This is a genomic window from Amycolatopsis sp. 2-15, from assembly GCF_030285625.1.
GTDB lineage: Bacteria > Actinomycetota > Actinomycetes > Mycobacteriales > Pseudonocardiaceae > Amycolatopsis > Amycolatopsis carbonis.
Genome location: NZ_CP127294.1, coordinates 5,214,525 through 5,228,603 on the forward strand (window position 1 = coordinate 5,214,525; position 14,079 = coordinate 5,228,603).

Annotated in this window: 16 protein-coding genes and 1 pseudogene; 5 read left to right on the forward strand and 12 right to left on the reverse strand. The window is 72.9% G+C overall.

Translation table 11 applies throughout. From position 1 onward, the window contains the following. Window positions 1-5: 5 nt before the first annotated feature. From QRX50_RS25870 to QRX50_RS25880, 3 genes are read right to left on the reverse strand one after another with little or no spacing between them, the layout of a single operon-like run. Window positions 6-488, reverse strand: a complete 483-nt coding sequence (locus tag QRX50_RS25870; RefSeq protein ID WP_285965767.1) for a hypothetical protein — start codon at window positions 486-488, stop codon at window positions 6-8. Further along, window positions 485-1,915 (reverse strand): ATP-binding protein, encoded by a 1,431-nt coding sequence (locus QRX50_RS25875; protein ID WP_285965768.1) that lies wholly within the window; start codon window positions 1,913-1,915, stop codon window positions 485-487. The genes QRX50_RS25870 and QRX50_RS25875 overlap by 4 nt, the downstream gene beginning before the upstream one ends. After that, a complete protein-coding gene (locus QRX50_RS25880) occupies window positions 1,912-2,598 on the reverse strand; it encodes a response regulator (RefSeq protein WP_285965769.1) in 687 nt (228 codons plus the stop codon). The genes QRX50_RS25875 and QRX50_RS25880 overlap by 4 nt, the downstream gene beginning before the upstream one ends. Before the next feature lie 111 nt (window positions 2,599-2,709). Between QRX50_RS25880 and QRX50_RS25885 the strand changes: the two genes are divergently transcribed. From QRX50_RS25885 to QRX50_RS25895, 4 genes and pseudogenes are all read left to right on the forward strand, one after another. Beyond that, window positions 2,710-3,615 carry a phosphatase PAP2 family protein gene (locus QRX50_RS25885; RefSeq protein ID WP_285965770.1) on the forward strand — a complete coding sequence of 302 codons (906 nt, stop codon included), beginning with the start codon at window positions 2,710-2,712 and terminating at the stop codon, window positions 3,613-3,615. A gap of 273 nt (window positions 3,616-3,888) precedes the next feature. Continuing rightward, a pseudogene (locus QRX50_RS49720) lies at window positions 3,889-3,945 on the forward strand (hypothetical protein); the annotation flags it as partial. Between the two features lie 274 nt (window positions 3,946-4,219). Continuing rightward, a complete protein-coding gene (locus QRX50_RS25890; RefSeq protein ID WP_285965771.1) occupies window positions 4,220-4,399 on the forward strand; it encodes a hypothetical protein in 180 nt (59 codons plus the stop codon). Between the two features lie 108 nt (window positions 4,400-4,507). Continuing rightward, complete coding sequence (locus QRX50_RS25895) at window positions 4,508-5,899, forward strand: pyridoxal phosphate-dependent decarboxylase family protein (RefSeq protein WP_285965772.1); 1,392 nt, start codon at window positions 4,508-4,510, stop codon at window positions 5,897-5,899. Here the strand turns inward: QRX50_RS25895 and QRX50_RS25900 are convergent. Then, window positions 5,877-6,848, reverse strand: a complete 972-nt coding sequence (locus QRX50_RS25900; protein ID WP_285965773.1) for a pirin family protein — start codon at window positions 6,846-6,848, stop codon at window positions 5,877-5,879. The genes QRX50_RS25895 and QRX50_RS25900 overlap by 23 nt on opposite strands. A 111-nt stretch (window positions 6,849-6,959) precedes the next feature. After that, on the reverse strand, window positions 6,960-7,415 hold the full coding sequence (locus QRX50_RS25905) for a hypothetical protein (protein WP_285965774.1): 456 nt from the start codon (window positions 7,413-7,415) through the stop codon (window positions 6,960-6,962). Between the two features lie 63 nt (window positions 7,416-7,478). Here QRX50_RS25905 and QRX50_RS25910 point away from each other — a divergent pair, with 63 nt between their 5' ends. Beyond that, window positions 7,479-8,306 carry an alpha/beta fold hydrolase gene (locus tag QRX50_RS25910; protein WP_285965775.1) on the forward strand — a complete coding sequence of 276 codons (828 nt, stop codon included), beginning with the start codon at window positions 7,479-7,481 and terminating at the stop codon, window positions 8,304-8,306. Window positions 8,307-8,327: 21 nt separating this feature from the next. Here the strand turns inward: QRX50_RS25910 and ku are convergent, their stop codons facing one another. From ku to QRX50_RS25945, 7 genes are all read right to left on the reverse strand, one after another. After that, window positions 8,328-9,254, reverse strand: coding sequence for a non-homologous end joining protein Ku (gene ku / locus QRX50_RS25915; RefSeq protein ID WP_285965776.1), 927 nt, complete (start codon window positions 9,252-9,254; stop codon window positions 8,328-8,330). Window positions 9,255-9,316: 62 nt separating this feature from the next. Further along, window positions 9,317-9,736 (reverse strand): DUF6292 family protein, encoded by a 420-nt coding sequence (locus tag QRX50_RS25920; RefSeq protein WP_285965777.1) that lies wholly within the window; start codon window positions 9,734-9,736, stop codon window positions 9,317-9,319. 184 nt (window positions 9,737-9,920) lie between these two features. After that, on the reverse strand, window positions 9,921-10,295 hold the full coding sequence (locus tag QRX50_RS25925; RefSeq protein ID WP_285965778.1) for a response regulator: 375 nt from the start codon (window positions 10,293-10,295) through the stop codon (window positions 9,921-9,923). Further along, window positions 10,292-11,719, reverse strand: coding sequence for a PAS domain-containing sensor histidine kinase (locus tag QRX50_RS25930; RefSeq protein ID WP_285965779.1), 1,428 nt, complete (start codon window positions 11,717-11,719; stop codon window positions 10,292-10,294). Before QRX50_RS25930 ends, QRX50_RS25925 begins: the two co-directional genes overlap by 4 nt. Window positions 11,720-11,762: 43 nt before the next feature. Next, complete coding sequence (locus QRX50_RS25935; protein ID WP_285965780.1) at window positions 11,763-12,152, reverse strand: ATP-binding protein; 390 nt, start codon at window positions 12,150-12,152, stop codon at window positions 11,763-11,765. A gap of 71 nt (window positions 12,153-12,223) precedes the next feature. Next, a complete protein-coding gene (locus tag QRX50_RS25940) occupies window positions 12,224-12,874 on the reverse strand; it encodes a response regulator transcription factor (protein WP_285965781.1) in 651 nt (216 codons plus the stop codon). A gap of 97 nt (window positions 12,875-12,971) precedes the next feature. Continuing rightward, complete coding sequence (locus QRX50_RS25945) at window positions 12,972-14,072, reverse strand: carboxylate-amine ligase (RefSeq protein ID WP_285965782.1); 1,101 nt, start codon at window positions 14,070-14,072, stop codon at window positions 12,972-12,974. Window positions 14,073-14,079 lie beyond the last annotated feature (7 nt).

Below are 14,079 nucleotides of genomic sequence, written 5' to 3' on the forward strand. Positions count from 1 at the left end.
CCGCTTCAGAAGGTGCAGAGCGCGGGACCGATCCGCGAATCGGGCGTGACCACCGAAACGCCGCGCAGGTCCACGGGCAGCCCCGCCGCCGACATCGCGGCGACGGTGGTGCAGACGACCTGGTCCACGCCGAGGTAGAGGGGCTTGATCGAGAACGGGATGGTCACCGTCGGCGGCACGCTGGTGGTGTTGATGGTGACCTGGCCCTTGCCGGGGAACAGCAGCGAGTAGTAGCCGCTCTCCTGCTCGGCCGGGGTGGGGCCCTGGAACAGCTCGTTCACCGCCAGCTCCGGAGAGACCGGGCTGCCCCAGCTGCGCACGACGGGTGCGAGCTGGCCGTCGACCAGGAAGTACAGCGTGAGCTGGTTCGCGCGGGCGCTGGGGCCGAGGGCGGTCGGGGCGGGGCCGGCGGGCACGACGACGGTGGGCTGGATGCCGCACGCGGTCACGAGCAGGAGCACGGCGAGCGCGGTCACGAGCTTCCTCATCGCGCCCCTCCGGGCCGGGGGTGGCGGGGCAGCCACAGGGTGAATCGCGCGCCGGAACCGGTGTTGGCGGCTTCGACGTCGCCGCCGTGCAGCCGGGCGTTCTCCCGCGCGATGGACAGGCCGAGCCCGCTGCCCTCCGAGCGCGCCCGCGCGGAGTCGGCCTTGGTGAAACGGTCGAACACGTGGGGCAGCACGGCGTCGGGAATGCCGGGACCGTGGTCGGTGACCTCCAGCGTCACGGTGTGCGCGTCGGCGGCCAGGTGCACCTCGACCGGCGGTTCGCCGTGGCGCAGGGCGTTGCCGACGAGGTTCGCGACGACGATGTCGAGCCGGCGTGGGTCGACGGTCGCGACGACGCCGGCCGGCAGGTCGGCGACGATCCCGTCGGCGGCGGTCCAGCCGCGCGCCGCGAGGCTGTCGGTCACGCCCTGCGCGACGTCCCACTCCTCCAGCCGCAGCTCGGCGCGCCCGGCGTCGAAGCGGGAGATCTCCACCAGGTCCTGCACGAGCCGGGTCAACCGGCGGGTCTCGGCCGAGACCAGGCGCGCGGCCACGGCGGTGTCGGCGGGCAGCTGCTCGGCGTCCTCGTCGAGCACGTCGGTGACCGCGTTCATCGCGGCCAGTGGGGTGCGCAGCTCGTGGGAGACGTCGGCGACGAAGCGACGCGCGTCGGCCTCCATCTCCCGCAGCGTGCCGACGGTGCGCTCCAGCTCGGCCGCGGTGCTGTTGAACGTCGTCACGAGCTGGGCCAGCTCGTCGGAGCCCTTGGCGCGCAGACGGACGTCGAGCTGGCCGTGGCCGAGCTTGCGGGCGGCGGTGTTCAGCTCGCGCACCGGGCGCAGCACCTGCCGGGCGGCCAGCAGCGCCAGCGCGACGGCGATCGGCAGCGCCAGTGCGGCCGTCTGCCACGCGCGGGTGGCCAGCTGGTCGATCGCGGTCTGCTGGGCGGCCAGCGACACCATGGAGTAGACCTCGACGCCCGTGTGCGCCACCCCGTTGTCGCCGCGCTGCAGCACCGGCATCCCGACCATCAGCAGCGGAGTATCACCGCGGATCACCCGCTTGAACTGGATCGTGGCGCCGGTGGCAACCTCCTGGCGCAGGTCGGCGGGCAGCTCGGCGGGATCGAGCGCCGACCGCGAATGCAGGTCCCGGCAGATCGCGACGGTGGTGCCTTTGAGGTTGTCGGCGAGGTTGTCGAGCTGGCGCTGGTCCGGCGGCAGCGTCATCTGCGGCAGGTACGCGGTGACCTGGTCGCGCAGCTGGACCATGGCCGGGTCCTGCACCCCTTGCAGGATGGTCGTGCGCGCCGTCCCGTAGCTGGCGCCGGCCGCCGCGGCCGCGCCGACCAGGGTCATCGCCGCGAAGGACAGCACCAGCCGGGGCCGCAGCCCCGAGAGCCACGGCCGCAGCCGGGGAACCCTCACGAGCGGCCGAACCGGTAGCCGAAGCCCCGCACGGTCTGGACGTGGTCGGGCCGCGCCGGCACGTCCTCGATCTTGGACCGCAGCCGCTGCACGCAGGCGTCGACCAGGCGGGAGTCGCCGAGGTAGTCGTGGTCCCACACGGCGGTGAGCAGCTGCTGGCGGCTGTAGACCTGGCCCGGCGTGCGGGAGATCTCGAGCAGCAGCTTGAGCTCGGTCGGCGTGAGTGCCACCTGCGCACCACGCTTCGTCACGAGCATGCCGGCGCGGTCGATCACCAGCTCGCCGTGACGTTCGACCTCGCCCGCGCGCGCGTCGTGATCGCTGACCGCGCGGCGCAGCACCGCGCGGATCCGCGCGTCGAGCACCCGCGGCTCCACCGGTTTCACCACGTAGTCGTCGGCGCCGGCCTCCAGGCCCGCGACCACGTCGAAGTCGTCGCTGCGCGCGGTCAGCATGATGATGGGCACCTCGCCCAGCGCGCGCATCCGGCGGCAGGTCTCGAACCCGTCCATCCCGGGCAGCATCAGGTCGAGCACCACGATGTCGGGCAGGTGCTTGCGCACCAGGTCCAGCCCCGCCTCGCCCGAGCCCGCGGTGTGCACCACGTGGCCCTGCCTGCGCAGGGCCAGCTGGAGTCCTTCCCGCACGGCCGCGTCGTCCTCGACCACCAACACCTCTGCCACCCCGGCCATTATTCGGAAAACCGCAGCGTGGGGCGAACCGGGGCGATCTTGTAGCAAAACCATGACACGGCACTGACCCGACCGCTAAATCCCGCGCCGAGACTCGGGTCCATGGCAGTGACGTTCCCCGAGGCACCCCCGATCACCCCGTCCGGCTCCTCGCGCCACGCGCTCGAGGTGCGGACACCGTCGCGCACCGTGCTGCTCGTCGCGAGCGCGGTGGGCTGCGCGGTCGCGTTCCTCGCGGCGTACCTGCTCTTCGTGCGCACCGCGGCGGGCCAGGAGGCGGAGAACGGTGTGGTGCACAGCGCGCAGGCCACCGGCCCGTCCACTGTGGACTGGGCGATGCCGTTGCGCGACGTGGACCTCGTGGTGCTGCTCGGCGCGGTCGCGGTGCTCGTGCTCGCGCTGGCGTTGGTGCGGCGCCGGTTCGCCCTTGGCGTGACGGCGCTGGTGCTGCTGGCTACCCCGCTGGTCGCGGCGCAGCTGCTCAAGATCTACGTGCTCGACCGGCCCGGGAGCCACGACGGCTACGCGGTCGCGAGCCACAACAGCTTCCCGAGCGGGCACGTCAGCGCGGCGACGGCGGTGCTGTTCGCGCTGGCGGTGGTACTGCCCGCCCGGATGCGCACCTGGGTGCTCGCCGTGGGTTCACTCGGCGTCGCCTGGGTCGCCGCGGCGACCGTCGCGCTCGGCTGGCACCGGCTTTCCGACACCGTGGGCGGCTGCCTTCTCGTGGCCGCAGTGGTGTGCGCCGGCGCGGCGGTCGTCTCGGCCCGGCGTCCCGACGGACGGCGGGTACCGGTGCTCGCGACGGTGGTGGCACTGGCGGGCCCGACCGTCGTGGTGCTCGCCGGGTTCGCGGTACTGGCCTCCGCCACGTCGGAGGCCGCGCAGTTCGTGGCCGCGCTCGTGCTCGCGGGCGTGTCGGCCGTGGCGCTGGTGCTGCTGGTCGCCGGTCCGGTGCGCAAGGTGAACTTCGACCCGGGGCGGACGCGGACGCGGCTGAGCCGCTGAGCGGGCCAGTTCCCGGGGAAAGAGAGGCCCGCGGTGTCGTACGGTTCGCTCGTCGCCACACGGTTCACTTGGCGCACCGCGTGGCGACGAGCGAAACTGGCCGCGCCGGCTCGGAGGCTCAGACCAGCGCGATGTCCTTGTCCTTCATCCGGAACTCCTCATCGCGAGTCTTGATCTGCAGGGCGCCCGAAGACCGCGCGGCGACCGGGGCGCCCGAGCGTGGGCTCACCCGCCGTACCGAACGACAACGAGGTCCTGGCGAAGGGGCTCGAAGTGTTCGCCGAGCTGGGCTATGACGCGGCGTCCGCCCGGGAGCTGGCCCGGCGTCTCGGGGCCAGCCACAACTTCATCAACGACAGGTACGGATCGAAGGCCGCCTTTTGGCGCGCGGTCGTGGATGCGGCCATGGTGCCGCAGCTCGCCCGCATCCCGCCGGCCGACCCCGCGGAGCAGCTGCGCTCGATCGTCACCGCGTTCTACCGGACGACTGTGGACACCCCCTGGCCTCGGCCGGGTGTGCGTGGACGAGTTCTCCCGGGACACCGACCGCTGGACTACCTCTACACGTGCTACGTCGAGCCCACCTTGCGCAGAGGCGAACCGGATGGCACGGATCTCCAGGGAAGTCCTGCACTTCACCGTCGTCTCACCGGTCTCGCCCATGACCCAGATTCCGCTGGCCCGCCGTCTGGGCCGCTCGGTGCGCGTCGAGCACCGGCAGCGCATCGCGACCGCGGAGACACGCGCCGGGATGGCGGTCGACGCGCTCCTGTCCACGGCGTGACCTGTGCTGGTGACGCAGGTGCGCGATCACCGCGCCAAGACCAGTTCCCGGGGATTGGCCTGCGACGGGCGCGGCCGCGCGCAGCTAGGGTCGCCGCAGGAGGTGGCTGTGTACTCGAAGCTGGTCGAAGACCTCGACGGCCTGCCCGCACTGCTCGACGCCGCGCGGGCGCAGGCCGGCGAGTTGCTCGCGGGGGTGGCGGACCGCCCGGTGGCGGTGCCGCCGGGGACGTTCGAACCCGCGGAGCTGCCGGAGGACGGCGTGGGTGCGCGGGCCGCGCTCGCGGAGTTCGGGCGCCGCTGGGCGCCGGGGTTCGCCGCGAGCGCCGGGCCGCGGTACCTGGGCTTCGTCACGGGCGGCGCGACGCCCGCGGCGGTGGCCGGTGACTGGCTCACCGCCGCGGCGGACCAGAACCCCGTGTCGTCGCTGGATTCCTCGGCTTCGGACCTCGAACGCGAGACGGTGGGCTGGCTCGCGAAGCTGTTCGGCCTGGGGCCGGAGTTCAGCGGCGCGTTCGTGTCCGGCGCGACGATGTCCAATGTGGTCGGTCTGGCGATCGGGCGCGAGTGGCTGGGGGAGCGGCTCGGCGTCACGGTCGCCGACGCCGGGGTCGCGGCGCTCGGCCCGGTCGAGGTGCTGAGCGGATCACCGCACTCCAGCGCGCTCAAGGCGATGTCCGTGCTGGGTCTCGGCCGCTCGGCCCTGCGGCCGGTGACCGTGCAGCCTGAGCGCGAGGCCGTGGACGTCGAGGCCCTGGACCGGGAGCTCGCCGCGCTGGGTGGGCGGCCCGCGATCGTGATCGCCAACGCCGGCACGGTCAACACCGTCGACTTCGACGACCTGCGGGCGATCGCCGCGCTCAAGGCGAAGTACCCGTTTTGGCTGCACGTCGACGCGGCGTTCGGCGGGTTCGCCGCCCTCTCGCCCGAGCACGCGGCGCTCGTCGGCGGGCTGGAGCTGGCCGACTCGGTGTGCGTCGACCTGCACAAGTGGCTCAACGTGCCCTACGACTCGGCCATCCAGTTCAGCCGCCGCCTCGACCTGCAGGTGCGCGTGTTCCAGAACTCCGCCGCCTACCTCGGCCACCCGGGCGACAACCCGGACTTCGTGCACCGCACGCCCGAATCGTCGCGGCGGCTGCGGGCGCTGGCGGCGTGGTGCACCCTCGCGGCGTACGGCCGGGCGGGCCACCGGGAGATCGTGGAACGCTGCGTCGCCCACGCCCGTGACCTCGGCGACCGCCTGGCGGGGACGCCGCAGTGGCGGCTGCTCGCGCCGGTGCGGCTCAACGTCGTGTGCTTCACGCTGGCCGAAGACCCGACGCAGGAGCGCATCGACGCCGTGGTGCGCGCCGTCGCCGCCGGCGGCGAGACGTTCGTGACGCCGACGGTCTACGCGGGCGTGCCCGCGCTGCGGGCCGCGTTCAGCAACTGGCGGACCGGGCGAGAGGACGTGGACCGGATCTTCGCGGCGCTCGTCAGCGGTTCCGGCGCGGCTTGATCCGTACGTTGGGCAGGACCGGCGCGGGCAACCGCGCGGGTGCGCCCGGCACCTCGGGGATCGCCCCGAATTGCGGCGCCTCGGCCTGCCACGCCTTGCGGTACTCCACGATCTCCTCGTGCGTGCGGGCCACGAAGTTCCACCACATCACGATCTCCTCGCCGAACGGCGGCCCGCCGAGCAGCATCACGCGCGCGCGGCCGTCGCCGGTGTTCGCGAGCTCGAGCGTGGCCCGGCCGATGCCGAGGTACCCGAGGTCGGTGCTGTGCAGCGCCGAGCCGGCGAAGGCGACCTCGCCGGTGTCGACGAGCACGCCGTGTTCGTACTCGGGGTCGACGTCGAGCGTCACGCGGGCGCCGGGCTCCAGCACCAGTTCCGCGCCGAGCAGCGGGGTGAACGTCTTGACCGGCGAGGTCGCACCGGCGAGCGTGCCGAGGAAAACGCGTGCGGTGGCGTCGCCGAGGTCGGTGGCGGGCGGGGCGTAGTGCTGGAAGTCGCGTTCGGCATGGCGGTGCGCGTCAGGCAGCGCGACCCACAGCTGCACGCCGTGCAGTGCGGTCGTCTCCGGCGTCGAGACCTCGGAGTGGCAGATGCCGTGGCCGCCGGTCATGAGGTTCAGCTCGCCCGGGCGGATCATCGCGTGGGAGCCGAGGCTGTCGCGGTGCTCGATCTCGCCGGCGAACAGCCAGCTCACCGTCTGCAGCCCGGTGTGCGGGTGCGAGCCGACGGACATGCCGCCGGTCGTCCTCGGGTCGTCGGGGCCGTAGTGGTCGGCGAAGCACCAGGCGCCCACGAGCGAACGCTTGCGCTGCGGCAGCGTGCGGCGCACCTTCATCGCACGCGGCCCGCCCAGCGGCACGTCCCGCGCGCCGAGGACCTCGACGCCGCCGTGGCCGGCCGCGTCGTCCCCGCAGTCCAGGACGGGTGGCTCGGTCTCGACGTTGCTCATCCTGGTGCCTCCACTCGCGCGGTTCCGTCACCGAAACCTTAGCGGGAAGGCTTGTGGCGCGTCGTTTTCGAGGCGCTGGGGTGCCAAGCGCGGTGGGTTCGAAGCGGCGGCTCAGTCGTGCGAGTTGGGCGTGGCTTCGTGCCCGGGCAAGCCGGGGGTGCGGTTCTCGCGCTTCACCCGGGCCTCGGCGAGGTGGCGGACGCCGCGGGTGAGCTCGCGCACACGCGTCTCGTGGTCGTGGAACACGCGGTAGTAGGTGGTGTCGTACTCCTCCACGATCTGGAACGTCCAGCGTCCGTGCAGCACGTTGCGGCCGAGGAGGTGCTCGGCGAGGCGGTCTGCGTGGCCGGGGTGGCCCGCCGCGCGCAGCATGGCGATGCCGGCCGAGAGCTTCTCGTCCGCGGAGCCGGTGAGCTGGTGGAACTCGTAGAGCCGGCCGCGGGCGATCTCGACGGTCTCCATCGCCTCGGTGATCTTGCCGACGGCTTCGAGCGTCGCGCGGTCGGGTTCGAGGTGTTCGGCCGCGGTGTCGTCGAGCCGGAGGTCTGGGTGCGCGTCTGGGTCCATACCTCGCGAAGTACCCCGCGAACGCCGTTCCCTCACGCGCCGCGGCCGCTAGAGTCGCGCCGCATGGGGCCCTCACACGACCTGACCCTCGCCGGCGACCGCGTGCTGCGCGTGCACGACAGCGGCCGCGGCGACACCCTCACCGTGGTCTGGCTCCACGGCACGCCGCAGACCGGAGCGCTGCTGGCACCGGTTCTGCAGGCCGCGGACGCGCGCGGGATCCGCGTCGTCTCCTACGGCCGCCCGGGCTACGGCGGGTCGACGACGGTGCCGGGCCGCACCGTCGGGTCCGCGGCCGAGGACGTGCGCGTGCTCGCCGACGCGCTGGGGCTGGGCCGCTTCGCGGTGGTCGGCGCTTCGGGCGGCGGGTCGCACGCGCTGGCGGCCGCCGCGCAGCTGCCGGACCGCGTCACGGCGGCGGTGGCGCTGGCCGGGGTCGCGCCGTACACCGAGGAGTTCGACTGGTTCGCCGGCATGGCCGACCCGACCTCGCTGCGCGCGGCGCGCGAAGGCCGCGACGCGCGGATGACCCACGCGCTCACGCACGAGTTCGACCCGGAGAGCTTCGTCGCGCTCGACTGGGCCGCGCTGGAAGGCGCGTGGGGACCGCTCGGCGCGGACGCCGGGGAGGCCGGCGGCGCGGGCCACGACGGTGAGGTCGACGACGACGTCGCCTACGCGTCCGGCTGGGGCTTCGAACTCGCCGACGTGCGCACGCAGGTCCTGTTGGCGCAGGGCGGCGCCGACCGCGTGGTCCCCGCGTCGCACGCGCAGCACCTGTTCACGCACCTGCCCGACGCCGAGCTGTGGCTGCGGCCCCGCGACGGGCACATCTCGGTACTCAACGCCCTGCCCACCGCGCTGGACTGGCTGCTCGCGCGAGCCCGGTGACTCCGGTTTCCCGGCGGACGGTCAGGACGCCTCTTCCAACGCCCGTTCCAGATCCGCGCGCTTCATCTTCGAGCGGCCCTTGATCTCGCGTTCCCTGGCCAGCTCGTCGAGCTCGGCCTTGGTGAGGTCCGAGAGCTGCGGTCCCTTCTCCTTCTTGCCGCGCCGCTTCCCGTTCTTCACGCTGCGCTGCAGGGCCTCGAACAGGTCGACCACCTTCGTCGGCTCCGCGGCCTCGGCGGCCGGCGTGACCTTGTCGCCCTTGCGCTTGGCCGCGATCAGCTCGTGGACGCGGTCGGTGAACGAGTCGCGGTAGTCCTCGGGCCGCCAGTCCTCGGTGAGGGCCTCGATGAGGTCCACGGCCATGTCGAACTCCTTGCCGCGCGCCGGTGCCTTCTCCGGCAGGTCCGGCAGCGACTTCTCCCGGTCCCGCAGGTCCGCGGCGAAGTGCAGCGTGTCGAGCAGCATCACGCCGTCGCCGGCCCGCACGAGCGCCAGGTACTCGCGCCCGCGCAGCACGAACTTGGCCACACCCGCCTTGTCCGTCTTCGCCATCGCCGCCAGCAGCAGCGAGTACGGCTTGTCGTAGTCGGAGCTCGCGGGGGCGAGCCAGTAGGTGCGGTCGAAGAACATCGGGTCGATGTCGGCGATGTCGGCGAATGCCTCCACGTCGAGCGACTTGCTGCGCCCGGGCGCGATCTCGTCGAGCTCCTCGGGCTCGACCAGCACGTAGTCGCCGTCGTCGAGCTCGTAGCCCTTCACGATCTCGGCCAGCTCCACCTCGTCGCCGGTGCGCTCGTTCACACGCCGGTAGCGGATACGGTCGCTCGTGCCGCGCTCGAACTGGCGGAAGTGCACGGTGTGGTCCTCGATCGCGCTGTAGAGCCGCACCGGCACCGTCACCAGGCCGAGGGTGAGCGAGCCGCTCCAGACGGGCCGTTTCGGTGCCATGGCGCACTCCTTTCCCGACCGGGGAGTACCCGCTTTCGCCCGCGCCGACGCATCGCCCCGCGTCAGGCCAGGCGGTCCAGCAGCTCGTCGTGCCCGCCCGCGTCGCGCAGCTTGCGCGGGTCGGGGCGGCCGAGGGAGTGGTCGGCCGCGCGCAGCGCCCCCAGGAACCGCTCGACGGCCGCCGGCTCGGCGAGCACGTCGTCACCGTCCAGGTAGGCCAGCACGATCAGGTCCTCCCCGCACGAGGCCTCGATCGCCGCCGACCAGCCGTGCACCTCGTCCCACAGCAGCGCCAGGTCCCGGTCGGGGAACCGTTCGAGCCGCCGGTCGAGGGCGATGTAGGCCGAGACCGGCAGGTCGAGGTCGACCGTGCAGGACTCCAGTCCCACGCCGACCGCGGCGGCCACCCGGGAGAGGTAGCCGCGCAACGCGCGGTCGAAGCGGTGGTCCACGCCGAGGTCCGCATCCACGAAGCTGCTCACGAGGGACACCCTCTCTGTCGCCGGGGAAGGGGATCGCCCTGTCAGGCGAGCATCGGCTACCCGGATCCGGGTCGCCTCACACCCCATTTTCGGGTGAATTTCCTGCCACGCGGGCGATCCGGCGCAAGTGGCTCCGATCGGACGTACGCGGTCCCGGCGACCGGAACCCCTCGTGAGCGCGCGGCTACCGTCCGGCCAGCCGCCGCACCGCCGCGACGATCTCGCGGTTCGGCACACCCTTCGCGAGGTACTCGACCGCGCCCGCGGTCTCCATGGAGGCCATGGACGCGTGGTCGGAGTAGGCGGAGAACGCGAGCACCGCCGTCCCCGGGCAGCGGGTCACGATCTCGCGCGCGGCGCGGGCCCCGCCGCCGCCGGGCATGCGCACGTCGAGCACCGCGACGGCGGGCCGGTGGCGCTCGGCGAGCGTGATCGCGTCTTCCGCGTCGCGCCCGACGCCGACGACCTCGATGTCGGGCTGCTCCTCGAGCACCTCGCGCAGGGCGTCGCGGATCATGTCGTCATCGTCGCTGATCACGACGCGCAGGGGGCCGGTCATCGCTGCTCGTCCGGGGCGCTCGGCAGCCAGAACTCCACACTCGTCCCTTCACCGGGTCTGCTGGACATCGACCACCAGCCGTGGGCCGACTCGGCACGTTCGCGCATCTCGATCAGCCCGAAGTGGTCGCGGCCGGGGTCGGTGCCGGTCACGGCGGTGCCGACCCCGTCGTCGGTCACGCGGAAGAGCGTGCCTCTGTCCACTGTGGACAACGAAACCTCCACTCGTGCCGCGCGGGCGTGCTTGTGCACGTTGGTGAGCGCTTCCTGGCAGATCCGGTATCCCGTCACGGCGGCTTCCGAGGTGGGCTCGGCCGTGAGGTCGTGGCGCAGCGTGTACTCCAGGCCCCAGCCGGGCAGGACCTCTTCGAGGTGACCGGCGAGCGCGATCACGAGCCCGTGGCGGTCCAGGTCGGGCGGCCGCAGCCGGGAGACGAGCGTGCGCAGCCGGCCCACCGCCGCGCGCACCGACTCGTCGAGCGTGTACAGGCCTTCGCGGTGCTCCTCGGGCAGCCGGTCGGCCAGCAGCTGCAACCGCATGCCGACGGCGACCATCGACTGGATCGAGTCGTCGTGCACGTCCCACGCGATGCGCCGCCGTTCCACCTCCTGGGCGTCCACGAGGTGCCCGACCAGGCGGCTCCGTTGCACCAGGGCCCGTTCGGCGGTGCGGCGTTCGGTCATGTCGCGGGTGACTTTGCCGAAGCCGCGGTGGTTGCCGGCGTCGTCGAACAGGGCGGTGATGACGACGTTGGCCCAGAAGCGGGTGCCGTCCTTGCGCAGGCGCCAGCCTTCGTCTTCGAGGCGGCCGTCGATCAACGCGGTTTCGAGCTCGCGCTCGGGTTTGCGCGCGGCGATCTCCTCCGGCGGGTAGAACACGGAGAAGTGCTGCCCGATGATCTCCTCGGCCCGGTAACCCTTGATGCGCTGGGCGCCGGCGTTCCAGCTGACGATGCGGCCGCCGGGGTCGAGCATGAAGATGCCGTAGTCGACCACGTCCTGCACCAGCAGGCGGAAGCGTTCCTCGCTCTCGCGCAGCGCTTGTTCGGCGGTGCGGCGTTCGGTCATGTCGCGGGTGACTTTGCCGAAGCCGCGGTGGTTGCCGGCGTCGTCGAACAGGGCGGTGATGACGACGTTGGCCCAGAAGCGGGTGCCGTCCTTGCGCAGGCGCCAGCCTTCGTCTTCGAGGCGGCCGTCGATCAACGCGGTTTCGAGCTCGCGCTCGGGTTTGCGCGCGGCGATCTCCTCCGGCGGGTAGAACACGGAGAAGTGCTGCCCGATGATCTCCTCGGCCCGGTAACCCTTGATGCGTTCGGCACCCGCGTTCCAGCTGACGACCCGGCCGGTCGGGTCGAGCATGAAGATCGCGTAGTCGAGGACGCCGCGCACCAACAGGCCGAGGTCGTCGCCCGCGGGTTCGTCCATGCCCCAACTGTGCCCCATCGAGGTCAGCGGGGCAGCCTCCGGCTCACTCGCGCGGAGTGCGGCCCAGCTCACACCACACGACCTTCCCCGACGCGCCGGGGGTGACGCCCCACGCGAGCGAGAGCTCCTGCACCAGCCGCAGACCCCAGCCACCGTCCGGACCGGACTCGCGGGTCGCGGGCAGCGCGGTGCTGTCGTCGGCGATCTCGAGCCGGACCACCGAGCCCGTGTACTTGAGCCGCAGCACGGGTTTCCCCTTGCCGTGCTGCACCGCGTTGGTCGCCAACTCGGTCACGATCAGCTGGGCGTCGTCGGCCACGGCGCCGAAACCCCACCCGGTCAGGGTCGCCCGGGTGAAGTCGCGCGCCGACGCGAGACCGGCCACCGACTCGGGCAGCGCGCACTCGGCGTCGACAGGGGCGGGAACCTCCACGTCCCCACTCTCGGCGAAACAGCGGCGGCGCGGCAGACGCAGATCACCACCGCGTCACTGACGCAGGTGCATCACTCCAGCAGGCCCTCGCGCCGCGCGAAGGCGACCGCTTCGAGCTTTGAGCGCGCGCCGAGCTTCTCGAGCACGCGCTGCACGTGGTTGCGGGTGGTGTTGCGGGTGACGCCGAGGCGGTCGCCGATCTCTTCCGTGCTCGCGCCTTCCGCCAGCAGCTGCAGCGTCTCCTGCTCTCGCGCGGTCAGCGCCGAGCCGTTGCCGCGGACGCGGCCGGTGAGCCGGTCGAGCACCCCGGGCAGCAGGGCCGCGTCGAACACCACCTCGCCTTCGGCCACGCGCTGCACGGCTGACTCCAGCTGGTCGAGCGGCGCGGACTTGAGCAGCAGCCCCCGGCCGCCGGCCTCGGCCACGCGCGCGGCGACGGCCGGAGTGGCGTCGCCGGTGAGAACGAGGACCTGCGAACCCAGTGCGGCGAGGTCGCCGATCGCGGCCACGGCGTCGCCGTCGGGCAGGCGCCGATCGAGGACCACGACGTCGGGCCGCAGCCGGGCCGTGTCGGTCGTCGCGGCTTCGCGTGAGCGGGCGCGCCCGACCACGGAGATGGCGGGGGAGCGTTGGAGGGCCAGTTCGAGAGCCTGGGCCACCATGTCGTGGTCTTCCACGAGCAGCACCCGCACCGGGTCGGCGAAGCGAGGCTCGACAGGCATGTCGCTGCCTTTCCACTGGCGCCGGGGACTGGGGCGGAGTTTCCGAACTGGGCCACTCATCGTAACCGGGTGACGGCACGGCCACCGTCCGGGCGGGTCAGGCCGGCGCCGGTCTCGCCGCGCCGGCCGGGACGGCGAAGCGGTCGACGACGTCGAGGGCGCTTTCCCGGTTCGCGAAGACCCGCCGCTGGCGGTCGGCTCCGCCGCCGTCGCGAGCGAGCCGCGCGAGGCCTTCGCTGACGAATTCGGTGTCCCCGGCGGAACCGAGGGCGGGCGCGCAGAACTCGGTCAGCCGCTTGAGCACCTCGACCGCGGGCAGCAGGTCGCCGGTGCCCGGGTCGGAGCAGTGGCCGGTGACGCCTTCGCGGGAGGCGCGCCAGAGCCGGCCGCGCAGCACCTCGTTGGACAGGTGCGGGGGTTCACCGGCGTCGAGCACCGTGGCCACGAGCGCCCGGCACAGCACGCCGAGCAGCGTGGCCTCTTCGGCGGTGGCGGCGACGTCGGCGACGCGGAACTCGATCGTCGGCTGCTGCTCCGACAGTCGCACGTCCCAGTAGACCATCCCGCGGTCGAGGATCGCGCCCGCGCGCAGCCACGCGTCCACGACGCCCTCATAGTCCGCGTGGGAGGCGAACCGCGGCGGCGGCCCGGCCGAGGGCCAGCGCGCCCACTCCTGGTGGCGCCAGCTGCAGTACTCCGTGTCGCGGCCGTCCGCGATCGCCGAGTTGGCCGTGACGGCCAGCAGCGCCGGCAGCCACGGCCGCACGTGCCCGAGCACACGCGTACCGGTCTCCGGGTCGGGCACGGCGACGTGGACGTGGCAGCCGCAGGTGAGCGTGGTGCGCGCGGTGGCGCCGAAGTGCGCGGCCATCCGCTGGTAGCGCGGGGTCGCGGTGATGGCGGGGAGCTCGCCGGCGGAGACGGGCGAGCTGGCGCAGGCGAGGATCCGCAGCCCGTGCCGGTCGGCTGCCCGGGCGAGCGAGGTGCGCATCGTCTGCAGCTGCTCGACCGCTTCGTCATGGGTCACGCAGATGCCGGTGGCGGTTTCGGCCTGTGCCTTGGTGAGCTCCTGCTGGAGCTCTCCCGCGCCGCTGTCGTCGGCCGAATCGAGCACGGCGGCGGCCGCGTGCGCCGGGCGGCCCCGGTCGTCGACGACCAGGAACTCTTCTTCGATCCCGAAGGTGAGCACGTCGGCCATGGTGGGT